The 21,127-nt window shown below is 66.4% G+C and carries 18 protein-coding genes and 1 tRNA gene; 13 read left to right on the top strand and 6 right to left on the bottom strand.

Translation table 11 applies throughout. From position 1 onward, the window contains the following. Positions 1-12: 12 nt before the first annotated feature. From E4J89_RS04965 to E4J89_RS04950, 4 genes are all read right to left on the bottom strand, one after another. Entirely contained in the window at positions 13-1,041 is a 1,029-nt protein-coding gene (locus E4J89_RS04965) for a 6-phosphofructokinase (RefSeq protein ID WP_136784966.1), read from the bottom strand. A 200-nt stretch (positions 1,042-1,241) separates the two neighbouring features. Beyond that, positions 1,242-1,484, bottom strand: a complete 243-nt coding sequence (locus E4J89_RS04960) for a PspC domain-containing protein (RefSeq protein ID WP_136784965.1) — start codon at positions 1,482-1,484, stop codon at positions 1,242-1,244. A gap of 115 nt (positions 1,485-1,599) precedes the next feature. Then, entirely contained in the window at positions 1,600-1,818 is a 219-nt protein-coding gene (locus E4J89_RS04955; protein WP_136784964.1) for a hypothetical protein, read from the bottom strand. Then, a complete protein-coding gene (locus tag E4J89_RS04950; RefSeq protein WP_136784963.1) occupies positions 1,815-3,896 on the bottom strand; it encodes a PspC domain-containing protein in 2,082 nt (693 codons plus the stop codon). Before E4J89_RS04950 ends, E4J89_RS04955 begins: the two co-directional genes overlap by 4 nt. A gap of 136 nt (positions 3,897-4,032) precedes the next feature. Here E4J89_RS04950 and E4J89_RS04945 point away from each other — a divergent pair, with 136 nt between their 5' ends. From E4J89_RS04945 to E4J89_RS04935, 3 genes are all read left to right on the top strand, one after another. Further along, positions 4,033-5,394: an ATP-binding protein gene (locus tag E4J89_RS04945; RefSeq protein WP_136784962.1), complete on the top strand. Its 1,362-nt coding sequence runs from the start codon at positions 4,033-4,035 to the stop codon at positions 5,392-5,394. Next, on the top strand, positions 5,391-6,041 hold the full coding sequence (locus E4J89_RS04940) for a response regulator transcription factor (RefSeq protein ID WP_136784961.1): 651 nt from the start codon (positions 5,391-5,393) through the stop codon (positions 6,039-6,041). Before E4J89_RS04945 ends, E4J89_RS04940 begins: the two co-directional genes overlap by 4 nt. A gap of 447 nt (positions 6,042-6,488) precedes the next feature. After that, on the top strand, positions 6,489-7,319 hold the full coding sequence (locus E4J89_RS04935) for a type IV toxin-antitoxin system AbiEi family antitoxin domain-containing protein (RefSeq protein ID WP_136784960.1): 831 nt from the start codon (positions 6,489-6,491) through the stop codon (positions 7,317-7,319). A gap of 276 nt (positions 7,320-7,595) precedes the next feature. Here E4J89_RS04935 and E4J89_RS04930 read toward each other — a convergent pair whose 3' ends face one another. After that, complete coding sequence (locus tag E4J89_RS04930; RefSeq protein ID WP_136784959.1) at positions 7,596-8,816, bottom strand: pyridoxal phosphate-dependent aminotransferase; 1,221 nt, start codon at positions 8,814-8,816, stop codon at positions 7,596-7,598. A 423-nt stretch (positions 8,817-9,239) separates the two neighbouring features. Here E4J89_RS04930 and E4J89_RS04925 point away from each other — a divergent pair. From E4J89_RS04925 to rplA, 5 genes are all read left to right on the top strand, one after another. After that, positions 9,240-9,312, top strand: a tRNA-Trp gene (locus tag E4J89_RS04925). Positions 9,313-9,411: 99 nt separating this feature from the next. Continuing rightward, a complete protein-coding gene (gene secE / locus E4J89_RS04920; protein WP_136785023.1) occupies positions 9,412-9,696 on the top strand; it encodes a preprotein translocase subunit SecE in 285 nt (94 codons plus the stop codon). 93 nt (positions 9,697-9,789) lie between these two features. Then, on the top strand, positions 9,790-10,671 hold the full coding sequence (nusG, locus tag E4J89_RS04915) for a transcription termination/antitermination protein NusG (RefSeq protein WP_240691705.1): 882 nt from the start codon (positions 9,790-9,792) through the stop codon (positions 10,669-10,671). A 127-nt stretch (positions 10,672-10,798) separates the two neighbouring features. After that, positions 10,799-11,227, top strand: coding sequence for a 50S ribosomal protein L11 (gene rplK / locus E4J89_RS04910; protein ID WP_136784957.1), 429 nt, complete (start codon positions 10,799-10,801; stop codon positions 11,225-11,227). A 175-nt stretch (positions 11,228-11,402) separates the two neighbouring features. Next, a complete protein-coding gene (gene rplA / locus E4J89_RS04905; RefSeq protein ID WP_136784956.1) occupies positions 11,403-12,110 on the top strand; it encodes a 50S ribosomal protein L1 in 708 nt (235 codons plus the stop codon). A gap of 113 nt (positions 12,111-12,223) precedes the next feature. On the opposite strand, the gene E4J89_RS04900 is transcribed toward rplA, so the two are convergent. Next, a complete protein-coding gene (locus E4J89_RS04900) occupies positions 12,224-12,670 on the bottom strand; it encodes a universal stress protein (RefSeq protein WP_136784955.1) in 447 nt (148 codons plus the stop codon). A gap of 342 nt (positions 12,671-13,012) precedes the next feature. On the opposite strand from E4J89_RS04900, the gene E4J89_RS04895 reads away from it, so the two are divergent. The 5 genes from E4J89_RS04895 (at position 13,013) to narI (ending at position 21,109) form a co-directional block, all read left to right on the top strand. Continuing rightward, positions 13,013-14,125, top strand: coding sequence for a GNAT family N-acetyltransferase (locus E4J89_RS04895; RefSeq protein WP_169303921.1), 1,113 nt, complete (start codon positions 13,013-13,015; stop codon positions 14,123-14,125). Between the two features lie 75 nt (positions 14,126-14,200). Continuing rightward, complete coding sequence (locus E4J89_RS04890) at positions 14,201-17,920, top strand: nitrate reductase subunit alpha (protein WP_136784953.1); 3,720 nt, start codon at positions 14,201-14,203, stop codon at positions 17,918-17,920. After that, the gene (narH, locus tag E4J89_RS04885; RefSeq protein ID WP_136784952.1) at positions 17,920-19,737 is read left to right on the top strand and encodes a nitrate reductase subunit beta; all 1,818 of its coding nucleotides are present in this window, start codon (positions 17,920-17,922) and stop codon (positions 19,735-19,737) included. Before E4J89_RS04890 ends, narH begins: the two co-directional genes overlap by 1 nt. Then, positions 19,734-20,360 carry a nitrate reductase molybdenum cofactor assembly chaperone gene (gene narJ / locus E4J89_RS04880; protein WP_136784951.1) on the top strand — a complete coding sequence of 209 codons (627 nt, stop codon included), beginning with the start codon at positions 19,734-19,736 and terminating at the stop codon, positions 20,358-20,360. Before narH ends, narJ begins: the two co-directional genes overlap by 4 nt. After that, positions 20,357-21,109 (top strand): respiratory nitrate reductase subunit gamma, encoded by a 753-nt coding sequence (gene narI / locus E4J89_RS04875; protein WP_136784950.1) that lies wholly within the window; start codon positions 20,357-20,359, stop codon positions 21,107-21,109. The genes narJ and narI overlap by 4 nt, the downstream gene beginning before the upstream one ends. The last annotated feature ends 18 nt before the right edge of the window (positions 21,110-21,127 follow it).

The raw sequence follows: 21,127 nt of genomic DNA, 5'->3' as shown, positions 1-21,127 counted from the left end.
ATTACTGAAGGCTTAGCCGAAGAGAACCCTTGCCTCGTCGTAACGGTGCTGCGGGACCGTTTTTAAGTTGTTCAGTGCGGACTCGAAACCCACGTGCGCAATGTCCGTGCCGCGCAGCGCCACCATGGTGCCCCAGCGTTCGGCGGACACCGAATCCACCGCCGCCATGCCCAGACGGGTGGCCAGCACGCGGTCGTAGCCGGAGGGAACTCCGCCGCGCTGGATGTGGCCCAGGGTCGTGGCGCGGGTCTCGATGCCGGTGCGCGCTTCCAGCTCCGGGGCCAGCCGTTCGCCGATGCCGCCCAGCCGGGGCCGGCCGAACCTGTCCAGCCCGCGCTCGGCGTGCGGGCCCAGCTCGCCGTCCGGAACCCAGCCTTCCGCCACCACCACCAGTGGGGCGCGGCCGCGTTTCTGCGCGTGCAGCACCCACTCGGAGACCTGGTCGATGGTGACACGCTGCTCGGGAATCAGAATGGCATGCGCTCCGGAGGCCATGCCCGCGTGCAGCGCAATCCAGCCGACGTTACGGCCCATGACCTCTGCAATCATGCAGCGGTGGTGCGATTCGCCGGTGGTGCGCAGCCGGTCGATCGCCTCGGTGGCAATCTGCACGGCGGTGTCGAAACCGAAGGTGTAGTCGGTGGCTTCCAGATCGTTGTCGATGGTCTTGGGCACGCCCACGATCTTCAGCCCGGCCTCGGTGAGCCGGTGTGCGCCGGCCAAGGTGCCCTCGCCGCCGATCACGATGAGCGCGTCGACACCCAGCTTGTCCAGGGTCCGCTGGATGTTCTCCGGCCCGCCGTTGGGGCCGTCGTACGGGTTGGTGCGCGAGGTGCCCAGGATGGTGCCGCCCTGCTTGGAAATGCCACGCACCTGGTGCCGCGGCAGCTTCATGAAGTCGCCCTCGACCACGCCGCGCCAGCCGTCGCGGAAGCCTACGAACTCGTGCCCGTGTGCGGTGATGCCCTTGAGCACAATGCCGCGGATCACCGCGTTCAGGCCGGGACAATCCCCGCCGCTGGTCATGATGCCGATCCTCATGGGTACTCCTTCTCGGTGGCCGGCCGGTCAGTGCGAGCACCCCATTGAGCCCGCCTCGATTCTACGTAGGAACCTCACCGCAGTCACAAGGAGCCGCGCCTAACGTACCAAAGCCCACACTTCCCGCGGTGGCTTGCCGCTTAAAAGTGCCGGAGCCCCCGCATGCGCGGAGGCTCCGGTCTGGCTGTCGCCCAGGCGGGTCAGAACTTGCGGAGCAGGTTCTCCAGCGCAATGCTGCCGTCGTATTTCGGCAGCAAGAGCCAGAGCACCAAGTAGGTGCCGAGGCCGATGCCGGGGAACAGGAAGATCAGCAGGGTGGCGATGCGCACCCACGTCACGTCCCAGCCGAACTTTGCAGCGATGCCTCCGCAGATGCCGGCCACCCAGCGGTCGGGCCCGCGCCGGACCGGGCTGGAGCGGAGCATTCGGTAAAAAGTTTCCATGGGACCATGCTTTCGTGTTCGGGAGCTGTTGTCACTCGGGGAAGTAACTGCCCTTGCCGGGCGGGTGGCCAGGGGAAGGTGTCGGCAGTTGGGGGTTATCGTGTGCCGGCCAGGATTATCGGCCGCGGTTGCGGGTGGCGCTCAGCACGCCGGCCACCACCAGGGCGAGGCCGGAGCCGATCAGCAGGGCGATCATGACGTAGGCCCAGTTGAAGCTGATGTTCCACCAGGATCCGGCGAGCACCAGCAGGCCCACGGCCATGGCGATCAGTCCCCAGATGATGGTGCCCACGCGGGGCCGGCGATCGTCGTCGTGCTTGTATTCAGTGCTCATTGGTTCTGCTCCAGTTCGCTAACGGTCAGGATGTCGACGCTGCTGACCGCGCCCCTGACGGACAGGATGATCTCCGGCGCGCCGCCGTCGTCGTTGATGATGTAGGTTCCGGGCTGCCAGACGCCGGACTGGCGTCCGCTGTCCGAGGGGGTGGCGTACTCGACGTTGCCGAGCGCCATCTGTGTTTCAACCTTCACCGGTACGTCGTCAGGAATGATGACCGTGACGGACGCAGCAACCGCGTTGACCGGGACGACAGCGGGGCCTCCGAAGCGGGACCCGGACACGCCGCGCAGGTCCACGGTGCCGTTGCCGGCCACCACGCTGTAGCCGTCGCCCGCTGCCGGGGCGGCGGTCGAGGTCCAGGTGCGGCTGGAGGCGATGGCGAAGTTGGAGGCCGTCCACTGCATTCCGGCAGAGAAGACCAGCGACAGCACCAGCCCCACGGCGGCCAGGAACCCGAGGATCCCGGAGGTGCGGCCCAGGGAGCCGGTCACGACGACGCCGAGGCCGATCACGATGAGTGCGGAGGCGATCGCGACCGGGACAACGTTCAGGCCCAGTTCAACAAACTCCAGCGCATTCAGTCCCAGCACGGCGCCGGCTGCCAGCATCGCGGCGCCCAGGGTCAGCGCGATGGCTGCGCCCGAGGGTCCGCGGGGTGCGGGCTTCGGCGGTACCGGGGCTGGCTGCGGGTACGGGCGCGGCTGCGGGTAGGTCGGACGGGGCGGGCCCTGGTAGCCGCCGGAGGTTCCGTAACCGGTCCCGGCAGCCGGCGTCGACCCGAAGCTGGAGGCTGATCCCCAGCCGGAGGCCGAACCGAAGTTGGAGCCGGGGGAGTGGGACGGGCCGGAGTGGCTGCCCGCGGCCGGATCGGTGGAGGTGCTGGCAGGTTTGTCATACTCGCTGCCATATGTGGAGGTGCCTGGTCCGGACGCAGCAGGTGCCGGCGGGAAACCCGCGGTCCCATGCTGCGACGTACCGGCGGGAGCGCCGTCCTTGTTGCGCGTGGCCAGCCAGTAGACAAAGAACGCCACGGCGCCGACCCAGATGGCGGCCCAGACGAAGCCGCCGAAGCCCCAGCCCCAGTCGTTGGTGAACCAGCCGAAGGGCCGGCTGAACACGCCGAGGACGGTGAAGATCACCGCGCCGGTCATGCCGGCCGTCCAGCTGCTGCGTCCTGCTTCTTCGGCATGGATGCGGCCGTCCGGCTCGGGCAGCAGCGCCCACGCGATGCCATAGAGGAGCACGCCGACGCCGAAGACGGCCAGCAGGATGAACAGTCCGCGGACCAGAATCGGGTCCAGCCCGATCCGGTGTGCAACGCCCGAGGCGACGCCGCCGATCCAGCGGTCCTGCCCGCGGGGCATGCCGAGGTTACGAAACCAGTTAAAAAATGCGTTGCTCGGCGGCCCCACCGGTCCACCGGGCGGCGGGGGAGGGAATGCGCCGGCAGCGCCCGACGGCGGAGGCGGCGGAAAGCCCGCGTTGCCGCTGCCAAAGCCCGGTCCGCCGGTGTAGCCGGGGCCGGCAGGTCCACCGGTGTAGCCGGATCCCGCCGGGCCTCCGGTGAAGTCGGAACCGGCAGGTCCGCCGGTGAAGTCGGATCCCGCCGGGCCTCCGGTGAAGTCGGAACCGGCAGGTCCGCGGGTGTACCCGGAGCCGATCGGTGTGGTCGGGTAGGTTTCCGCGGCAAGCGGTTCGGTGGGGTTGGTCCCACGGTCATCGCGGAAAGCGTCGCCGCCGGCGTCGTCGGCAGGGGAGTCGGTGCCGTCGCGGAAAGCGTCGTCGGCATTGTCGTCGCGGGCAGCGTCGTCGGGCCGCGGTGCCTCGACGGGCTCGGCGTCATCGTAGCGGGCAGCGTCATCGGCGTGTGTAGCAGCGGCCGGAGCAGAGTCAGGCTCGGGCGCATCCGCTTCCGCAATCGCCGGCTGTGCGGCCTCTGCTTCGGCGATCTCCGGCTCGTCGGATGCGGGCGCCGGGGCTTGCCCGGGAGTTTGTTCGGAGGCGTCCGGCTGCTGGTCCGGATCGCCTGGGCGGTCAGTGCCGTCATTCGGGGTCGGTGCGTGTGAGGTCATAGTTAGATCATTCCAACTGGCGCCACCCTTCCTCTATGGGGTGCCACCCTGACCCTTCCCTGACCGCCCGGCCGGGGTTCCCCTGAATTCGGGCAGGATGGTAGGTCGGGGCTGCGGCGCATGCTTGGATTAACCCATGCGAGAACCACTCATCCGGTCGACCGAGGACCGCATCATTGCGGGCGTGTGCGCGGGACTGGCCCGACACCTGAACGTCTCGGTTGGAATCGTCCGGGTGGGAATGGTGGTCTTGGCGCTGGCCGGCGGTGCGGGGGCGCTGCTTTACATATGGCTCTGGCTGCTGGTACCCACCGCCGCCGATGAAGCCATGGCTGCCCAGCGCGCCTTCAACCCGCGGAACATTGCGGAGAACTTCGCCCGGGGATTCGGCGCTTCCGGCGCCGGCCGGGATGGCACAGGCCGAGACGTGACCGCCCGGGATGGCAGCGTCAGCCGGCCTGTTGGCCAGCCCCTCACACAGCCCGGCGCAGCTGCAGTGCAGGCCGAAGTGGCCGCGCCGCGGCTGCTGCAGCGCGGCGGCAAGGAAATCCTGATCGGCGCGGCCTTGGTGCTGGCGGGCGGCGCCGTCGTCGCACAGCTCGCCGGCATTAATCTGCCGTGGGGAACATGGCTGCCCGTCCTCGCCATTGCGGCCGGTGCGGTGATCGCCTGGATGCAGCTGGATGATTCCCGGCGCAGTGGACTGATGGACCGCGCCGGTGCCACCGGCGCGCAGGGTGCCGTGCGGTTGCTGGCCGGGCTGGTGCTGGTGGTGGCCGGCATCGTCACCATGGTGTCCGGGTCGATCACCTGGGAGGCCATGTGGCCGACGTTGTTTGCCTCGCTGGCCGTGCTGGCCGGCGTCCTGCTGGTCCTGGCGCCGTGGGTGCTGAAGTATTGGCGCGATTTGGAGACCGAGCGATCCGGCCGCATCCGGGAAACTGAACGGGCCGAAATTGCCGCGCACCTGCATGACTCCGTGTTGCAGACGCTCGCGCTGATCCAGAACCGTGCCGGGTCGGAGCAGGACGTGACCCGTTTGGCCCGCGCGCAGGAACGCGAACTGCGCGAATGGTTGTACCGGGACAAGCGGCAGGAGGAAGGCAACTTGGTCGATCGGGTCAAGGCAGTGGCAGCGGAGATCGAAGACGCCTACGGGCACCCGGTGGAAGTGGTGGCAGTGGGCGATGCGGCTATGACCGACCGGCATGAGGTCCTGGTGCATGCCACCCGTGAAGCTGTGCAAAACGCGGCCAAACATGCAGGCGGCGGCATCTCGGTCTATGTTGAGTGCACACCGGCGCGCAGCGAAGTCTTTGTCCGCGACCGGGGTCCCGGGTTCGAGCTGGCATCCGTGCCGCCGGACCGGATGGGCGTCCGTGAATCGCTGATCGGCCGGATGGAACGCCACGGCGGCGAGGCCCGGATCCGCAATACCGGCAGCGGCACCGAAGTCCATCTCAGCTTGGAACACCCTCAGGAAGGAACCGCATCGTGACCGAACCCATCCGCGTGGTCGTCGTTGACGACCACGCCATCTTCCGTTCGGGCTTGAAAGCCGATCTGGACGAGCGGATCGAGGTCGTTGCCGAGGCCGCGACGGTGGAGCAGGCAATTGCGGCCATCCATGAGCAGCGGCCCGACGTAGTGCTGCTGGACGTGCACCTGCCCGGCGGAAGGGGCGGCGGCGGGGCCGAGGTGGTTGCGGGTTGCGCGGCCCTGCTGGGGGAGACCAAGTTCCTGGCCCTGAGCGTTTCCGATTCAGCCGAAGACGTGGTCACCGTGATCCGGGCCGGCGCCCGCGGCTATGTCACCAAGACCGTATCCGGGGCGGAGATTTCCGACGCCGTCCAGCGTGTGGCGGGCGGGGACGCCGCCTTCTCGCCGCGTCTGGCCGGGTTCGTGCTGGACGCCTTCGGCACGGCAGCGGTAGCCAACGTGGACGACGAGCTGGACAAGCTCTCCGCGCGCGAACTGGAAGTCATGCGGCTGATCGCCCGCGGCTATCAGTACAAGGAAGTGGCCAAGGAACTGTTCATCTCCATCAAGACCGTCGAAACCCACGTCTCGTCCGTCCTGCGCAAACTGCAGCTGTCGTCCCGGCACGAGCTGACCCGCTGGGCCGTCGACCGCCGGATCCTGTAGGGCAGCCGGCCGGCGCCCTGCCCGACCGTCCGAAAGCCGCTCAATCTGCCGGAGCACTCGGGATGGTCTTGTGGGCGACGGGCTGGCTGCGCCGCGCCTCTGGCATGCTCGCTGTGATGCGCCAAGACATACTTACCGAGATTCCAAGCCTGCTCCTTCGTGCTGCCCTGTACAGGATGCGCCACATTGCCTGCCAAACCGGTTGGGAGTTTCCGCATCTGCTGGCTATATGGTCACTTCATCACGCAGATGCGACAAAGCGGGACCGTTGGCTGGGCCAATGTGGCGTATAGCGTACATACATCGCCTGGCGGGACGGCTAAGGACTCAGACGGCACCTTCCTCGGCACGTCGAGCTTTCCAAACGGGCCAGAAGGGGGTCCAGCAGTTATCCACACATTCCGGGGCATGCCGCCCGAACTACGCGCCACCTAGCAGGCTTGTGCCATGGATCCGGTGATGGCTCTGCGTCGACAAGGCGGAATTGCACGATGGCGTCGGCTACAGGACGCGGGTGTGACGGCGCGAAGATTGAAGGAAGCCGTTGAAGCGGGGTCCGTGCAGCGGATCCGCTTTGGTCTTTACGCGATCCTCGATGTGGTCGCTGAAATTGCACAAGCCAAGGCGATCGGTGCCTCCGTGGGGTGTTTCAGCGCTGCAGCGTTTCACGGCTTGTGGGTGCACAGGCCCTACCGCGGCCTCCATGTGAGTGCTCCGCGCTCTGTTGCCAAGCCGCGCTACGGCAAGGTGCATCGAACCCGGGAAGCACACGGCACGGTAGTTCCGATTGACGTTTGTCTCCGGCAAGTCCTGAGCTGCTTTCCACTCAGAGAAGCCCTTGTCATCATTGAATCTGCTGTCGTTCAGGGCCACATCACCGTGGAGGACGCGCGCCGGCTCAGCCGTGGGCGGGGGAGCAAGCGGGCAGACGAGGTCATCGAGGCCATCGACCCGGCGTCCATGTCAGTCCCGGAAACACTGGCCCGCCACGTACTGCGCTCGTCCGGCTACAACGTGGTTTGTCAGAGACGGATCGAAGGAGTCGGCAGGATCGACCTGGAAGTTGAAGGCCGCTTGCTGCTGGAAATCGACGGCAAAAACTACCACTCCGACGAGGCGTCCTTCACCGAGGACCGGCGCCGCTGGAACGAACTGACGCTCCTCGGCCGGGACCTGTTAGTGCTTCCTGCCGGAGACATTCTCGACGATCCGGAGTCCATCTTGCGGCCAGTCAGCCGGTACTTCGCCGGCCGTGGGGTAGCCGCACGGGCGGCATAGTGACGGTCGGAATAACGGGATTGAGGAGCATTGGAACGAGAGACCCGGTGCCGGAGCCGCCGCGCAGCGTACGGCCCGGCGTCCGGGGCCGTAAGCTGCGATTCGGTACGACGCCGAGGCAACTGCTGCTCACGGCCCTGGGGCTGCCGCGGCGTTCGGCTGGGTGTGAAGGCTGCCGGGCGGCGGTACCGCCCGAGAGGCGGGACCGCCGAGGCGGGCCGCGCCGAGGACCGGCACCACCGAGAGGCGTACCGGCCCCAGGGCGGCCGGGGTGAGTTACTTGGCCTTGGCCAGGAACTCCTGCAGCCGGCCGACGCCGGTGGCGAGATCGTCGTCGCCGAGGGCGTAGGACAGCCGCACAAAGCCGGAGGGGCCAAAGGCCTCGCCCGGGACGACGGCGACTTCGACCTCATCGAGGATCAGGGCGGCCAGTTCTGCGGAGGTCGCCGGGCGGATGGTGCCGTTCGCCGTCGAAAATTCCTTGCCCAGCAGCCCGCGGACGTCGGCATACGCGTAGAACGCGCCCTTCGGCGTCGGGCATTCCACGCCGTCGATGGCGTTTAAGCCGTCCACCATGGCCTTGCGGCGCCGGTCGAAGGCGACCTTCATTTCGTCCACGGCGGTCAGCGGTCCGGACACGGCCGCCAGCGCAGCCATCTGGGACACGTTCGCCACGTTGGAGGTGGCGTGCGACTGCATGTTGGTGGCGGCCTTGACCACGTCGTTCGGGCCGATCATCCAGCCCACCCGCCAGCCGGTCATCGCGTAGGTCTTGGCGACGCCGTTGAGGATGACCACCTTGTCGCCCAGTTCCGGCGCCGCGGTGGCGATGGAGGTGAACGGCATGCCGTCGTAGGTCAGGTGCTCGTAGATCTCGTCGGTGATCACCCACAAGCCCTTTGCGGCAGCCCAGCGCCCGATCTCGGCGACCTGTTCGGGCGAGTAGACGGCGCCGGTGGGGTTGGACGGGGAGACGAACAGCAGCACCTTGGTGTTGTCGGTCAGCGCGGCTTCAAGCTGGTCAACGGTCACCAGGTAGCCCTGCTCCGGGCCGGCGAAAACTTCCACCGGGACGCCGCCGGCCAGCCGGATGGCCTCCGGGTAGGTGGTCCAGAACGGTGTGGGGACCAGGACTTCGTCGCCCGGGTCCAGCAAGGTGGCGAAGGATTCGTAGACGGCCTGCTTGCCGCCGTTGGTCACCAGCACCTGGGACGGATCCACCTGGTAGCCGGAGTCACGCAGCGTCTTATCCGCAATAGCCTGCTTCAGCTCAGGCAACCCGCCGGCGGGGGAGTAGCGGTGGAAACGCGGCTGCCGGGCGGCTTCGATGGCGGCCTCAACGATGTACTCCGGTGTGGGGAAGTCCGGTTCGCCCGCCCCGAAGCCGATCACCGGACGCCCGGCAGCCTTCAGCGCCTTGGCCTTGGCATCGACGGCGAGGGTGGCGGATTCGGCGATGGACGCGATGCGCCGGGAGACGCGGGCGTTGGCAGGCATGGGATTCCCGTCTTCAGTAGCGTGTAGGACTGTTTCATAGTCTAGGTGCAGGCCGTCGGCCATGTCCCGCCTGCGCGGGCACCGCGGCCCGCGGTCCAACAATCCGCGGCCGGCTTGCGCGCCACCGCGGCCACTGGGTGGCGCGCGTAGCCGCTGCCTAGAAGTCCCTGGTGCTGTCCGGGAATGCCCAGGGAAGCCGGATACGCCCGGGGACCTGAGAACGCCCGGCGGCCACCCGGGAACCCCCGCGTGGTCAAGGGGCCGTCGGAAATGTTGCATAATGGATCAGTCGCCTTTCCGGGCGGCAAACGGGGTCCGGTTCGACGTCGGCGCATCGCTGGCGTAAACTAGATCTCCGGTGTTGAAAACGCCATGATGTTCCATGCCCGCCCGGCGGGACCATCAGGCGGTATTCGGCTCCATAGGGTAGTGGCGCAATTGGTAGCGCAGCGGTCTCCAAAACCGCAGGTTGCAGGTTCGAGTCCTGTCTGCCCTGCGCAGAACCGTCGCAGACATGACTGCAGCAGTTCAGCATCCCAGCACGAAGCAGTGGTTCAGGCCGGCCGAGGCCGACCCGGGCCGGACACCGGACAGAATGAGTGAGGCCAGGTTGACCGATACGGCTGCCAGTAGCCCCAAGGGGCGCCCCACCGGACGAAAGACCGACAAGCGCGGTTTCTTCGCCCGGATCGTTTTGTTTGTCCGCCAGACCATCGCAGAACTCAAAAAGGTCGTCACGCCGACCCGCAGGGAACTGGTGAACTACACGCTGGTAGTGATTGCATTCGTGGCCATCATGATGCTGCTCGTTACGCTGCTGGATCTGGTTTTCGGCCAGGCCGCGTTCTTCGTCTTCGGAGACGGCATACCCGAACAGTAACGCCCGTGTATGCGGCAGCCGTACGGATGGATGACGACGACGGCGGAAAGCCGGCGCGAGCCAAGTGAGCTGAAGAAGAAAGCAGGAAGCCAAGTGTCCGACCAGGAACTCGAAGCCCAGAACTCCGAAGAGAACGTGGAGCTGGAAGCAGACGAGCAGGTTACCGAGACCGGCACCGACGAGGTGTCGGCTTCTGGCGTTGAAGACGCAGAGACTGCCGGTACCGATCTGGCCAGCGAGCTTGACCAGGCTGCCGACGACGCCCCGGTTCTCGACGAGGCGGCCGAGGCCGCTGCCGAGGCAGGCATGACCGAAGCCGCCGCTGCCGAAGAGGCCGCCGAAGAGGTCGAGCAGACCGAAGAGGAAGCGCTCGAAGCGTTCCGCGCCAAGCTGCGCCGCCAGCCCGGCGACTGGTACGTCATCCACTCCTACGCCGGCTACGAAAACCGCGTGAAGGTCAATCTGGAAACGCGTATCCAGACCCTGAACATGGAAGATTTCATCTACGAAATCCAGGTCCCCATGGAAGAGGTCGTGGAGATCAAGAACACCACGCGCAAGCTGGTCAAGCGCGTGCGCATTCCCGGCTACGTGCTGGTCCGGATGGACCTGACCGACGCCTCCTGGGGTGCTGTCCGCCACACGCCGGGCGTGACCGGCTTCGTGGGCAACGCCCACAACCCGGTGCCGCTGAGCCTGAAGGAAGTTGCTTCCATGCTGGAGCACACCATCACCGGCGCCAAGCCGGAGGCCGCGGGCAAGGCAGCTGGCAAGGCCGCAGCCTCGAGCACGCCGATCACCGTCAACTTCGAGGTCGGCGAGTCGGTCACGGTCAACGACGGGCCGTTCGAGACGCTGCCGGCAACGATCTCCGAGATCAAGCCGGAATCCCAGCAGCTGGTGGTGTTGGTGACCATCTTCGAGCGCGAAACCCCGGTCACGCTCTCGTTCAGCCAGGTCACCAAGATCCAGTAACCAAAGACTTCGTGCGGATCCGGACCCGCTTTAGCCGGGCCCGCACGGGCGGCCGCCACGCCATGGCGGCCAACCACCGCAGGCACGCTCCTGTGCCGCGGTACGTAATGTGAGAGAAGGACCCGATATGGCCCCCAAGAAAAAGGTCACCGGCCTCATCAAGCTGCAGATCCAGGCAGGCGCCGCCAACCCGGCACCGCCGATCGGTCCGGCACTTGGTCAGCACGGTGTCAACATCATGGAATTCTGCAAGGCGTACAACGCTGCCACGGAATCCCAGCGCGGAAACGTGATCCCGGTTGAAATCACGGTCTACGAAGACCGTTCCTTCACCTTCATCACCAAGACCCCGCCGGCCGCCGAGCTGATCAAGAAGGCCGCAGGCGTGCAGAAGGGTTCGGCTACCCCGCACACCAACAAGGTTGCCAAGCTGACCCAGGCGCAGGTCGACGAGATCGCCAGCACCAAGATGGATGACCTCAACGCCAACGACATCAAGGCTGCTGCCAAGATCATCGCCGGCACCGCCCGCTCCATGGGCATCGAGGTCGAGTAGCGAGGGCTAACCCCCTAGCCCGGCGGTCGTGCCAGGACTTTCGTCCTGTTTCGGCCCCAACAAAACAATTCAAAGAACGACGGCGACATGGCTCGCCAAAGGTGGGAACACCGCCGTCGTTGTGGCAGGGCCGAGCGCGGTCCGCAGACCACAACTGCACAAGGAGAAAAAGCAGATGGCAAAGCGCAGCAAAGCATATGAGGCAGCTGTAGCCAAGATCGAGGCGGACAAGGTTTACGCCCCGGTCGAGGCAATCACCCTGGCCAAGGAGACCAACCCGTCGAAGTTCGACGCGACCGTTGAGGTGGCTTTCCGCCTCAGCGTTGACCCGCGCAAGGCTGACCAGATGGTCCGCGGCACGGTCAACCTGCCGCACGGCACCGGCAAGACCGCCCGCGTGCTGGTCTTCGCCACCGGCGACAAGGCCGAGGCCGCAATCGCCGCCGGCGCCGACTTCGTTGGCTCCGACGACCTGATCGAAAAGATCCAGGGCGGCTGGACCGACTTCGACGCCGCCGTGGCGACGCCGGAACTGATGGGCAAGGTCGGCCGCCTGGGTAAGGTCCTGGGTCCGCGTAACCTGATGCCGAACCCGAAGACCGGTACGGTGACCCCAGACGTGGCCAAGGCTGTCAACGACATCAAGGGCGGCAAGATCGACTTCCGCGTCGACAAGCACGCCAACCTCCACTTCATCATCGGCAAGGTGTCCTTCGACGCCAACAAGCTGGTGGAGAACTACGCCGCCGCTCTGGAAGAAGTACTGCGCCTGAAGCCGTCCGCTTCCAAGGGCCGCTACATCCAGAAGGCCACCGTCGCCACCACCTTCGGCCCCGGCATCGCCGTGGACCCGAACGTGACCAAGGTGGCTGTGGAGGCCTAGTCAGGACTTCACGTTCGCTGGCAACGGCGTCCACCGGCAATGGCCGCAGCATCACGCTGCGGCCATTGCCGTTTTAACGCCGGGTTCCGTTTAACAGGTTCCGGCCGGGAACCTCAGTTCGTCTTATCGGATTCCGGAGTATGCACCACCACAACGGGGCAATGTGCGTGTGCCACACAGGCCGAGCTGACCGAGCCGATCAGCAAGCCACCAAACCGGCCGTGGCCGCGCCGGCCGACCACCAGCATCCGGGCCTCTTTGCTGGCCTCGATCAGGGCCTGCCGGGCAGCACCCCGCACCAAGCGCGTGCGGACATTGTTGTCCGGGCCAAGAGCCTTCTCCACAGATTCGTGCAGGATCTGTCCGGCCCGCTCTTTGAACCCGTCGATCCCCATGACGGTGTAGCCGTCGTACATCTGCGGAAACTCCCAGACGGCGATGGCCTCAAGATCGGCACCGAGCGGCTCGGCCAGGCGTTGGGCCTCTCGCAGGGCCTCAAGCGAGGCTTCGGAACCATCGACTCCTACGACGACTGTGCCGGTAGCGCTGTTGCTGGCCATGGCTGACTCCGATCTTTTTCTCCCCTGTGGCGCAGAACCAGATTCAGTCCCGGGCCGGTCCTGTGTCTGGACAGCCTACGCCGGACCTCCGGGTCCTTCCATACTGGGCCGGGCGGCAGGGGTGCCCGCGGCGGGTTGATCGGGATGACAGGTCAGGTCGGCTGTGCTTTTGGCCGAGGCGACGGCGTTGGTCGCGCTGTGGTGCTGGCCGGGAGACGGCGTTGGTCGCGCTGTGGCGCAGGCCGGGCTGACTGCGCCTACACCGACTCTGGTGTTGGCCCGACGCCATGCCGTAAGGTGATTGGTAAGACTCAATCACTCGTGCAGGTCCGAGGAGCCGACATGCCGATTACGTCGATCACCATCGCGCCGCTACCGATCCCGGAGTCGCTGGCAGGGCAAGCGGGTGCCGACTTCACTGCCTCCGCTGAGCTGGCCAACCTGGTCAGCTGCCTGTTGTGGGGGAACAACGATTTTTGGGTCAGTCCGGCCGCCAGGCTGGAAGGTTCCCGTGCCAACGACTACACGGCCACCTATCTCTGGGCAGCCAGGGACGGAGATCGTCACGTAGGCCGTGCCTTGCTGGAACTGTCGCTGCAAGACAATGAACAAAACGGCTATGTTTTTGTGGCGGTGCACCCGCAGTACCGGCGCCGGGGAATCGGCCGACGGCTGCTGGCTGAAGCCGAAGCACTGGCGGGAAGCCGGGGCCGGACCACGCTCCAGTCGTGGAGCGAACACCCGGTAGGTTTCAAGATGGAGGGTCAGGCGATGCTGCAGGCCGAAACGGGGTACGGCTCCGCTCCGGCGGCATCGCCGGCTGTCCGGTTTGCCACGTCGAGCGGCTTCCAGCTGGAACAAGTGGACCGGTGCAGCCGGATGCCGATACCCGCCGACGCCGGCCGCCTGATCGGGCAGGTGGAGTCGGCCGCGGCCAGGGCCGCCGGCAGCTACCGGCTGGTGGAGTGGGCTGACAGCTGCCCGCCGGAATACCTGGACCAATACGCTGTGCTCCGCCAGCGGATGAGCACCGACGCTCCCCTCGGAGAACTCGACTACGAGGAGGAAGTCTGGGACGCGGTCCGGGTGCGGCACAAGGAGGAGAACCTCAAGCGCATGAACGGCCGGAGCCTGGTGGTGGCAGTGCAGCACGCGCCCACCGGCGACCTTGTCGGGCATACCGTCCTTGAGTGGTTTCCGGAACAACCCGAGGTCGTGTACCAAGAGGACACCCTGGTGCTGCGTGCGCATCGCGGCCACCGCCTGGGCCTCTGGCTCAAGGCCCGGAACCTGCAGCGCGTAGCGGAGTCCTGGCCGCAGGGCCGCCGGCTGTACACCTGGAACGCGGCGGAGAACAGCCACATGCTGGACATCAACCTAGCCCTTGGCTTCGCACCGGCCGGTGACGAGGCTGCCTGGCAAAAGAAACTGCCGGCCCGGCCGGAGGCCGGATAAGAATGCCGACGGAATGCATCCGGACTGCACCTGGAAGGGTGGCCTAAGTCACATCCAAGCCATAGGGTGGGCCACATGGCAGCCGGACCGATCAAACCAGGTACAGACGGCAGTGCATCCGACGCGATGCTGGCCGTCGGGAAATTCTTCACCCGCTGGGAGGAATCCGACGATGGCCGGGCCGTTTTCCGCAAAGGCGGCCGCGCGGGCGACGTGTTCTACCGCGACCGTTGGAGCCACGACAAGGTGGTCCGGTCCACGCACGGCGTGAACTGCACGGGCTCCTGCTCCTGGAAGGTGTACGTCAAGGACGGCATCATCACCTGGGAGGCGCAGCAGACCGACTACCCCTCGGTCGGCGCAGACCGTCCCGAATACGAGCCCCGCGGTTGCCCCCGCGGGGCTGCGTTTTCCTGGTACACCTATTCGCCCACCCGCGTGCGGTATCCCTATGTACGCGGTGTGCTGGTCCAGATGTACCGGGAAGCCAAGGAACGGCTGAAAGACCCGGTACTGGCCTGGGCGGACATTCAGTCCGACCCGGAACGCCGGCGCCGCTACCAGCAGGCCCGCGGCAAGGGCGGACTGGTGCGCACCAGCTGGGCGGAAGCGGTGGAAATCGCGGCCGCGGCGCATATCCACACCATCAAGGCCTACGGCCCGGACCGGGTGGCCGGGTTCTCGCCGATCCCGGCCATGTCCATGGTCAGCCACTGCGTCGGTACCCGGTTCATCCAGCTGATCGGCGGGGTGATGACCAGCTTCTACGACTGGTACGCGGACCTCCCCGTGGCCAGCCCCCAGGTGTTCGGCGACCAGACGGATGTGCCCGAATCCGGTGATTGGTGGGATTCCACCTACTTGATGATGTGGGGCTCCAACGTTCCCGTGACCCGCACGCCGGACGCGCACTGGATGGCCGAGGTCCGGTACCGCGGCACCAAGGTGGTCACGGTCAGCCCGGACTACGCGGACAACACCAAGTTCGCCGACGACTGGCTGCCGGCGCAAGCGGGCACCGACGCGGCCCTGGCCATGGCGATGGGGCACGTGGTTCTGAAGGAATTCTTTGTGCAGCGCGAGGTCCCGTTCTTCACCGACTACGTCAAGCAGTATACGGACCTGCCGTTCCTCATCACGCTGACACCCTCGCCGGACGGTTCGTCGCTGGTGCCCGGAAAGTTCCTGACCGCGGCCGACCTGCCGGAACACGCCGCGGCCCAGGACGCGGAGTGGAAGACCGTGCTGCTGGATGAGGCCAGCGGTGAACCGGTGGTGCCGAACGGTTCCATGGGCTTCCGCTACAACCAGGCGGACGCGGGCAAATGGAACCTCGACCTGGCCGGCATCCGTCCGAAGCTGAGCCTGTACTCGCCGGGGGCCGACGCCCGCGAAGTGCTGCTGCCGTGCTTCGAGGCTCCGGACGGTTCGGGCTCCGTGCTGCGCCGCGGCGTGCCGGTCCGGCAGGTGGGGGGCAAGGTCGTCACCACCGTGTATGACCTGATGCTCGCGCAATACGGCGTGGCCCGGGACGGCCTGCCGGGCGAATGGGCGGGGGATTACGACGACGGAGCCACGCCTTACACGCCCGCGTGGCAGGAAGCGATTACCTCGGTTCCGGCGAAGAAGTGCATCAAGATTGCCCGCGAGTTCGCCCGCAACGGTGAACAATCCAAGGGCCGGTCGATGATCATCATGGGAGCCGGGATTTGCCAGTGGTTCCACGGCGACGCAACCTACCGGTCGATTCTCTCGCTGCTGCTGCTGACGGGATCGATGGGCCGCAACGGCGGAGGCTGGGCGCACTACGTGGGTCAGGAAAAGACCCGGCCGATCACCGGCTGGGTGTCCCTGGCGAACGCGCTGGACTGGTCCCGCCCGCCCCGGACGATGACGGGAACCTCCTACTGGTACATGCACACCGGCCAGTGGCGCAACGACGGCTACTCCGCGGGATCGTTGAGCTCGCCGCTGGCCGAGGGAAACTTGACCGGGATGCACACCGCGGACACGATTGCGCAATCCGCCCGGCTGGGCTGGATGCCGTTCTACCCGCAGTTTGACCGGAACCCCCTGGCCGTCGCGGAAGAAGCAGAAGCCGCCGTCGCCGCAGGCCAGGCGGACGACGCCGCCGGATACGTGGCCACCCGACTGGCCGCGGGCGCGCTGAAACCGGCCGTGGAGGACGTGGATGCTCCAGAGAACTGGCCGCGGACGCTGATGCTGTGGCGGTCCAACCTGATGGGTTCCTCGGCCAAGGGCAACGAATACTTCCTGAAGAACCTGCTCGGCACCCACCACAACGTGATGGGCAACGCGGCAGAAGCCGGCATGGCTCGGCCGAAGGACGTGACGTGGCACCAGGAGACGCCGGAGGGAAAGCTGGACCTGCTGTGTTCGGCGGATTTCCGGATGACCTCCACCACCTTGCTCTCCGACGTCGTGTTCCCGGCGGCCACGTGGTACGAAAAGCACGACTTGTCCTCCACCGACATGCACCCGTTTGTGCACGCCTTCACGCCGGCCATTGACCCGCCGTGGGAGACCAAATCGGACTTCGAGATGTTCCACCTGCTGGCCCAAGAGTTCTCCCGCCAGGCCGCCACGCACCTGGGCGTGCGCAAAGACCTGGTCAGCGTCCCGCTGCAGCATGACACCAAGGGCCAGATCGCCCAGCCCGGCGGCGTGGTCCGGGACTGGCGGGACGGAACCACGGAGCCGGTGCCGGGCAAGACCATGCCCAACTTCACCGTCGTCGAACGCGACTACACGGCCATCGCCGACAAGCTCGCCGCCGTCGGGCCGTTGGCGGACAAGCTCGGCTTCACGGTCAAGAACATCACCTACAAACTCGATCACGCCCTGGACTGGCTGGCCCAGAAGAACGGAGTGATGCTCGGCGGCGCCGCGGACGGACGCCCGGCCATCGAGACGGACGCCAAGATGGCCGAAGCGATCCTGACCTTCTCCGGCACCACCAACGGGGAACTGGCGGTGCACGGCTTCCGGGAGCTGGAGAAACAGACCGGCCGGGAACTGGTGGACCTGGCCCTGGGCTCGGAAGAAAAGCACATCACCTTCGCCGACACACAGGCGGCGCCGGTCCCCGTGATCAGCTCGCCGGAGTGGTCGGGGTCAGAGACCGGCGGGCGGCGCTACGCACCGTTCACCACCAATATCGAACGGCTCAAGCCATTCCACACGCTGACCGGGCGGATGCACTTCTTCCTGGACCACGACTGGATGCGTGACCTCGGCGAGGCGCTGCCCATCTACCGCCCGCCGCTGGACATGCACCGGCTTTTCGGCGAGCCGAAGCTGGGCCAGGACGGCTCCAAGGAGATCACCGTCCGCTACCTGACCCCGCACAACAAGTGGTCCATCCATTCCGAATACCAGGACAACCTGTTCATGCTGTCGCTCTCCCGCGGAGGTCCGGTCTGCTGGATCAGCCAGCAGGACGCCGCGTCCATCGGGGTGCTGGACAACGACTGGGTCGAGTGCGTCAACGCCAACGGCGTGTTTGTCTGCCGGGCCATCGTCAGCCACCGGATGCCGGAAGGCGTCGTCTACGTCCACCACGCCCAGGAGCGCATTATCGACGTGCCCAAGTCCGAGGCCACCGGGCGCCGCGGCGGCATCCACAACTCGGTGACCCGGCTGCTGGTCAAGCCCACGCATTTGATCGGCGGGTACGGACAGTTGGCCTACGCCTTCAACTACCTTGGCCCCACCGGAAACCAGCGGGACATGGTCACCACCATCCGCAAGCGCTCGCAGGAGGTCACGTACTGATGAAAGTCATGGCTCAGGTCGGCATGGTGATGAACCTCGACAAATGCATTGGCTGCCACACCTGCTCTGTTACCTGCAAACAAGCCTGGACCAACCGCGCCGGCACCGAATACGTCTGGTTCAACAATGTGGAGACCCGGCCCGGGCAGGGGTATCCGCGCCGCTACGAGGACCAGGACCGGTGGCGGGGCGGCTGGGAGCTGAACCGGCGCGGGCGCTTGAAGCTCAAGTCCGGCGGCCGGGTGAAGAAGCTGCTGGGCATCTTCGCCAGTCCCGTCCAGCCGGAGCTCAACGACTACTACGAGCCGTGGACCTACGACTACGAGACGCTGACCGAAGCGCCGCTCGGCGACGATTTCCCGGTGGCGCGGCCCAAGTCCCTGATCACCGGCGAGGACACCAAGATCGAGTGGTCCGCCAACTGGGACGACAACCTGGGCGGCACCTCGCAGCTGGGGCATCTGGACCCCATCGTGGAGAAGATCCGCAAGGAGTCCGAAGACAAGATCAAGTTCGAGTTCGAACAGACCTTCATGTTCTACCTGCCGCGGATCTGCGAGCACTGCCTGAACCCCTCCTGCATGGCCTCCTGCCCGTCCGGCGCCATTTACAAGCGCGAAGAAGACGGGATCGTGCTGGTGGACCAGGACCGGTGCCGCGGGTGGCGCCAGTGCATCACGGGATGCCCGTACAAGAAGATGTACTTCAACCACAAGACGGGCAAGGCCGAGAAGTGCACGTTCTGCTACCCGCGCATCGAAGTGGGCATCCCCACGGTGTGCTCGGAGACCTGCGTGGGCCGGCTGCGGTACCTCGGGATTTTCCTGTACGACGCCGACAAGGTCACCGCAGCGGCGTCGGTCCCGGATGAGAGGGACCTCTACCAGGCCCAACTTGACTTGATGCTGGACCCGAACGACCCGGAGGTCATCACGGCCGCCCGTGCCGAAGGCATCCCGGACGACTGGCTGGACGCCGCCCGGCGCTCGCCGGTCTACCACCTCGCGAAGGTCTATAAGGTGGCGCTGCCGCTGCACCCGGAGTACCGGACCATGCCGATGGTCTGGTACGTGCCGCCGCTTTCGCCGGTGGTGGACCTGCTCAGCGACCAGGGCCACGACGCCGAGGACGCGGACAACCTGTTCGGGGCCATCGAAGCGCTGCGCGTCCCGGTGGAGTACCTGGCCGAACTCTTCACCGCCGGGGATACCGAGATCGTGACAAGGGTGCTGCGGAAACTGGCGGCCATGCGCGCCTACATGCGCGGGATCAGCCTGGGCGGCGATCCGGAAGAAGCGGTCGCCGCATCCGTGGGCATGGACGGCGAGCGGATGTACGACATGTACCGGCTGATGGCGATAGCCAAGTACAACGAGCGCTATGTCATTCCCAAGGCGCACGTCGAGCAGGCCCACAATCTGGAGGAGATGGGCTGCTCGCTGGATTTCGAAGACGGGCCCGGCATGTACCCCTCGGAGGCATTCGGCGAAGCCAGCGGACGGCCGACGCCGGTAGCGGTGGAGAACTTTTACGCCCTGAAGCAACGCCAGACCACCGGCGGCCACGCTGAACCCGGCGAACTGCGCGGCCGGGTGAACCTGCTCAACTGGGACGGCCGGGGCGTGCCGCGCGGGATGTTCCCGGAGCAGGACAACCCGCAGATGTCGACGGATTCACCCGCCCATTCCGGCGGCGCCTCCGGCCCCGGTCCGGACGCCGCCGGCCCCGGTCCGGACGCCGGCGGGCCGAGTCCCGACTCCGGCGGGCCGAGCGGCCAGGCCGGACCGGGCGGCAACCCGTTGGAGAGCCGGCCATGACGCAGCGGAACCGGGTCACCTATCTGGCGGCGTCCTGGTGCTTGTCCTACCCGGACGAGGAACTGCTCGGCCGGATCCCGCTGGTCCGCCGGGCGCTCGCCGAATTCCCCGGCTTGGACCGGACCTTCCAAGACGTGCTGCAGGCGCTCACCACCGCACCGCTGGGGGAGTCGCAGGCCCGCTATGTGCAGGAATTCGATCTCAACCGGCGTCACGCCCTCCACCTGTCCTACTGGACCGACGGCGACACACGCCGCCGCGGCGAGGTCCTTGCCAGCTTCAAGCAGGTGTACCGGGACAGCGGCATGCTGGTGGACTTGCACGGCGAGCTGCCGGACTACCTGCCGATGGTGCTGGAGTTCGCTGCCACCGTGGACCTCGACGCCGGCCGCAAGCTGTTGACCGATTACCGGGCCAGCTTGGAAATGCTGCGGCTGGCCTTGGTGGACGACAACCTTCCGCAGGCCGCCGTGGTGCAGGCGGTGTGCGATTCACTGCCGGGCAGATCGCCCGCCGACCGCCAGGAAATCATGAAAATGGCCGGCTATGGGCCGCCCACCGAGCGCGTGGGATTGGACGCCTATGACCCACGGCTGCTCCCGCTGGCAGGAGGACAACAATGACCGACATTGTGCTCTGGGGCGTGTTGCCCTATGTCATGGTCGCCATTTTGGTGGGCGGCAGCATCTGGCGCTACAAGTACGACCAATTCGGCTGGACCACGAGGTCATCCCAGTTGTACGAGTCCAAGCTGCTGCGGATCGCTTCGCCGGTGTTCCACTTTGGCATCCTGGCCGTCATCGCCGGCCACTTCTTCGGGCTGGTCATCCCGCAGAGCTGGACCGAAGCCATTGGCATGAGCCAGGACTTCTACCACTTCAACGCGCTGTTCGTCGGCGGCATAGCCGGTATCTGCACGCTGGGTGGAATCATCCTGCTGATCGTCCGACGCCGGACCACCGGGCCGGTCTTCATGGCCACCACCAAAAATGACAAGACCATGTACGTGGTGCTGGTGGCCGCGATCGTGTTCGGCCTCTGGACCACGCTGGCCAGTGTGTTCCTGGGCGAACACGGGCACAACTACCGTGAGACGGTTTCCCCGTGGTTCCGCTCGCTGTTCATCTTCCAGCCGGACATCGGGTCCATGGCGGCCGCCCCGTTCTCCTTCCACCTGCACACGTTGGTGGGCATGCTGTTGTTTGCCATCTGGCCTTTCACCCGGCTGGTGCACGCCTTCACGGCACCCTTCCACTATCTGTTCCGGCCGTACATCGTTTACCGCAGTCGCGACATCGGCAACGCCCCGGGCGCCCGCGGCCGCCAGCCGGGATGGCAGCCGGTCGGGACCCGGGACCGGGACCGGCGGTAACCCCCAGCCATTTCGAGA

The sequence above is a fragment of the Arthrobacter sp. CAU 1506 genome, assembly GCF_005047635.1.
Taxonomy (GTDB): domain Bacteria; phylum Actinomycetota; class Actinomycetes; order Actinomycetales; family Micrococcaceae; genus Crystallibacter.
Note: the sequence above shows the minus strand (reverse complement) of the source record. Positions and strands in the feature narration are given on the sequence as shown.

What these genes read in the sequence shown, in the direction of transcription:
- secE (WP_136785023.1), top strand. Translation starts at nt 9,412, where the DNA reads ATGAGTGAGGCCAGGTTGACCGATACGGCTGCCAGTAGCCCCAAGGGG.
- E4J89_RS04945 (WP_136784962.1), top strand. Translation starts at nt 4,033, where the DNA reads ATGCGAGAACCACTCATCCGGTCGACCGAGGACCGCATCATTGCGGGC.
- E4J89_RS04890 (WP_136784953.1), top strand. Translation starts at nt 14,201, where the DNA reads ATGGCAGCCGGACCGATCAAACCAGGTACAGACGGCAGTGCATCCGAC.
- rplK (WP_136784957.1), top strand. Translation starts at nt 10,799, where the DNA reads ATGGCCCCCAAGAAAAAGGTCACCGGCCTCATCAAGCTGCAGATCCAG.
- E4J89_RS04930 (WP_136784959.1), bottom strand. Translation starts at nt 8,816, where the DNA reads ATGCCTGCCAACGCCCGCGTCTCCCGGCGCATCGCGTCCATCGCCGAA.
- rplA (WP_136784956.1), top strand. Translation starts at nt 11,403, where the DNA reads ATGGCAAAGCGCAGCAAAGCATATGAGGCAGCTGTAGCCAAGATCGAG.
- E4J89_RS04900 (WP_136784955.1), bottom strand. Translation starts at nt 12,670, where the DNA reads ATGGCCAGCAACAGCGCTACCGGCACAGTCGTCGTAGGAGTCGATGGT.
- E4J89_RS04965 (WP_136784966.1), bottom strand. Translation starts at nt 1,041, where the DNA reads ATGAGGATCGGCATCATGACCAGCGGCGGGGATTGTCCCGGCCTGAAC.
- narJ (WP_136784951.1), top strand. Translation starts at nt 19,734, where the DNA reads ATGACGCAGCGGAACCGGGTCACCTATCTGGCGGCGTCCTGGTGCTTG.
- E4J89_RS04955 (WP_136784964.1), bottom strand. Translation starts at nt 1,818, where the DNA reads ATGAGCACTGAATACAAGCACGACGACGATCGCCGGCCCCGCGTGGGC.
- narI (WP_136784950.1), top strand. Translation starts at nt 20,357, where the DNA reads ATGACCGACATTGTGCTCTGGGGCGTGTTGCCCTATGTCATGGTCGCC.
- narH (WP_136784952.1), top strand. Translation starts at nt 17,920, where the DNA reads ATGAAAGTCATGGCTCAGGTCGGCATGGTGATGAACCTCGACAAATGC.
- E4J89_RS04895 (WP_169303921.1), top strand. Translation starts at nt 13,013, where the DNA reads ATGCCGATTACGTCGATCACCATCGCGCCGCTACCGATCCCGGAGTCG.
- E4J89_RS04950 (WP_136784963.1), bottom strand. Translation starts at nt 3,896, where the DNA reads ATGACCTCACACGCACCGACCCCGAATGACGGCACTGACCGCCCAGGC.
- E4J89_RS04935 (WP_136784960.1), top strand. Translation starts at nt 6,489, where the DNA reads ATGGATCCGGTGATGGCTCTGCGTCGACAAGGCGGAATTGCACGATGG.
- E4J89_RS04960 (WP_136784965.1), bottom strand. Translation starts at nt 1,484, where the DNA reads ATGGAAACTTTTTACCGAATGCTCCGCTCCAGCCCGGTCCGGCGCGGG.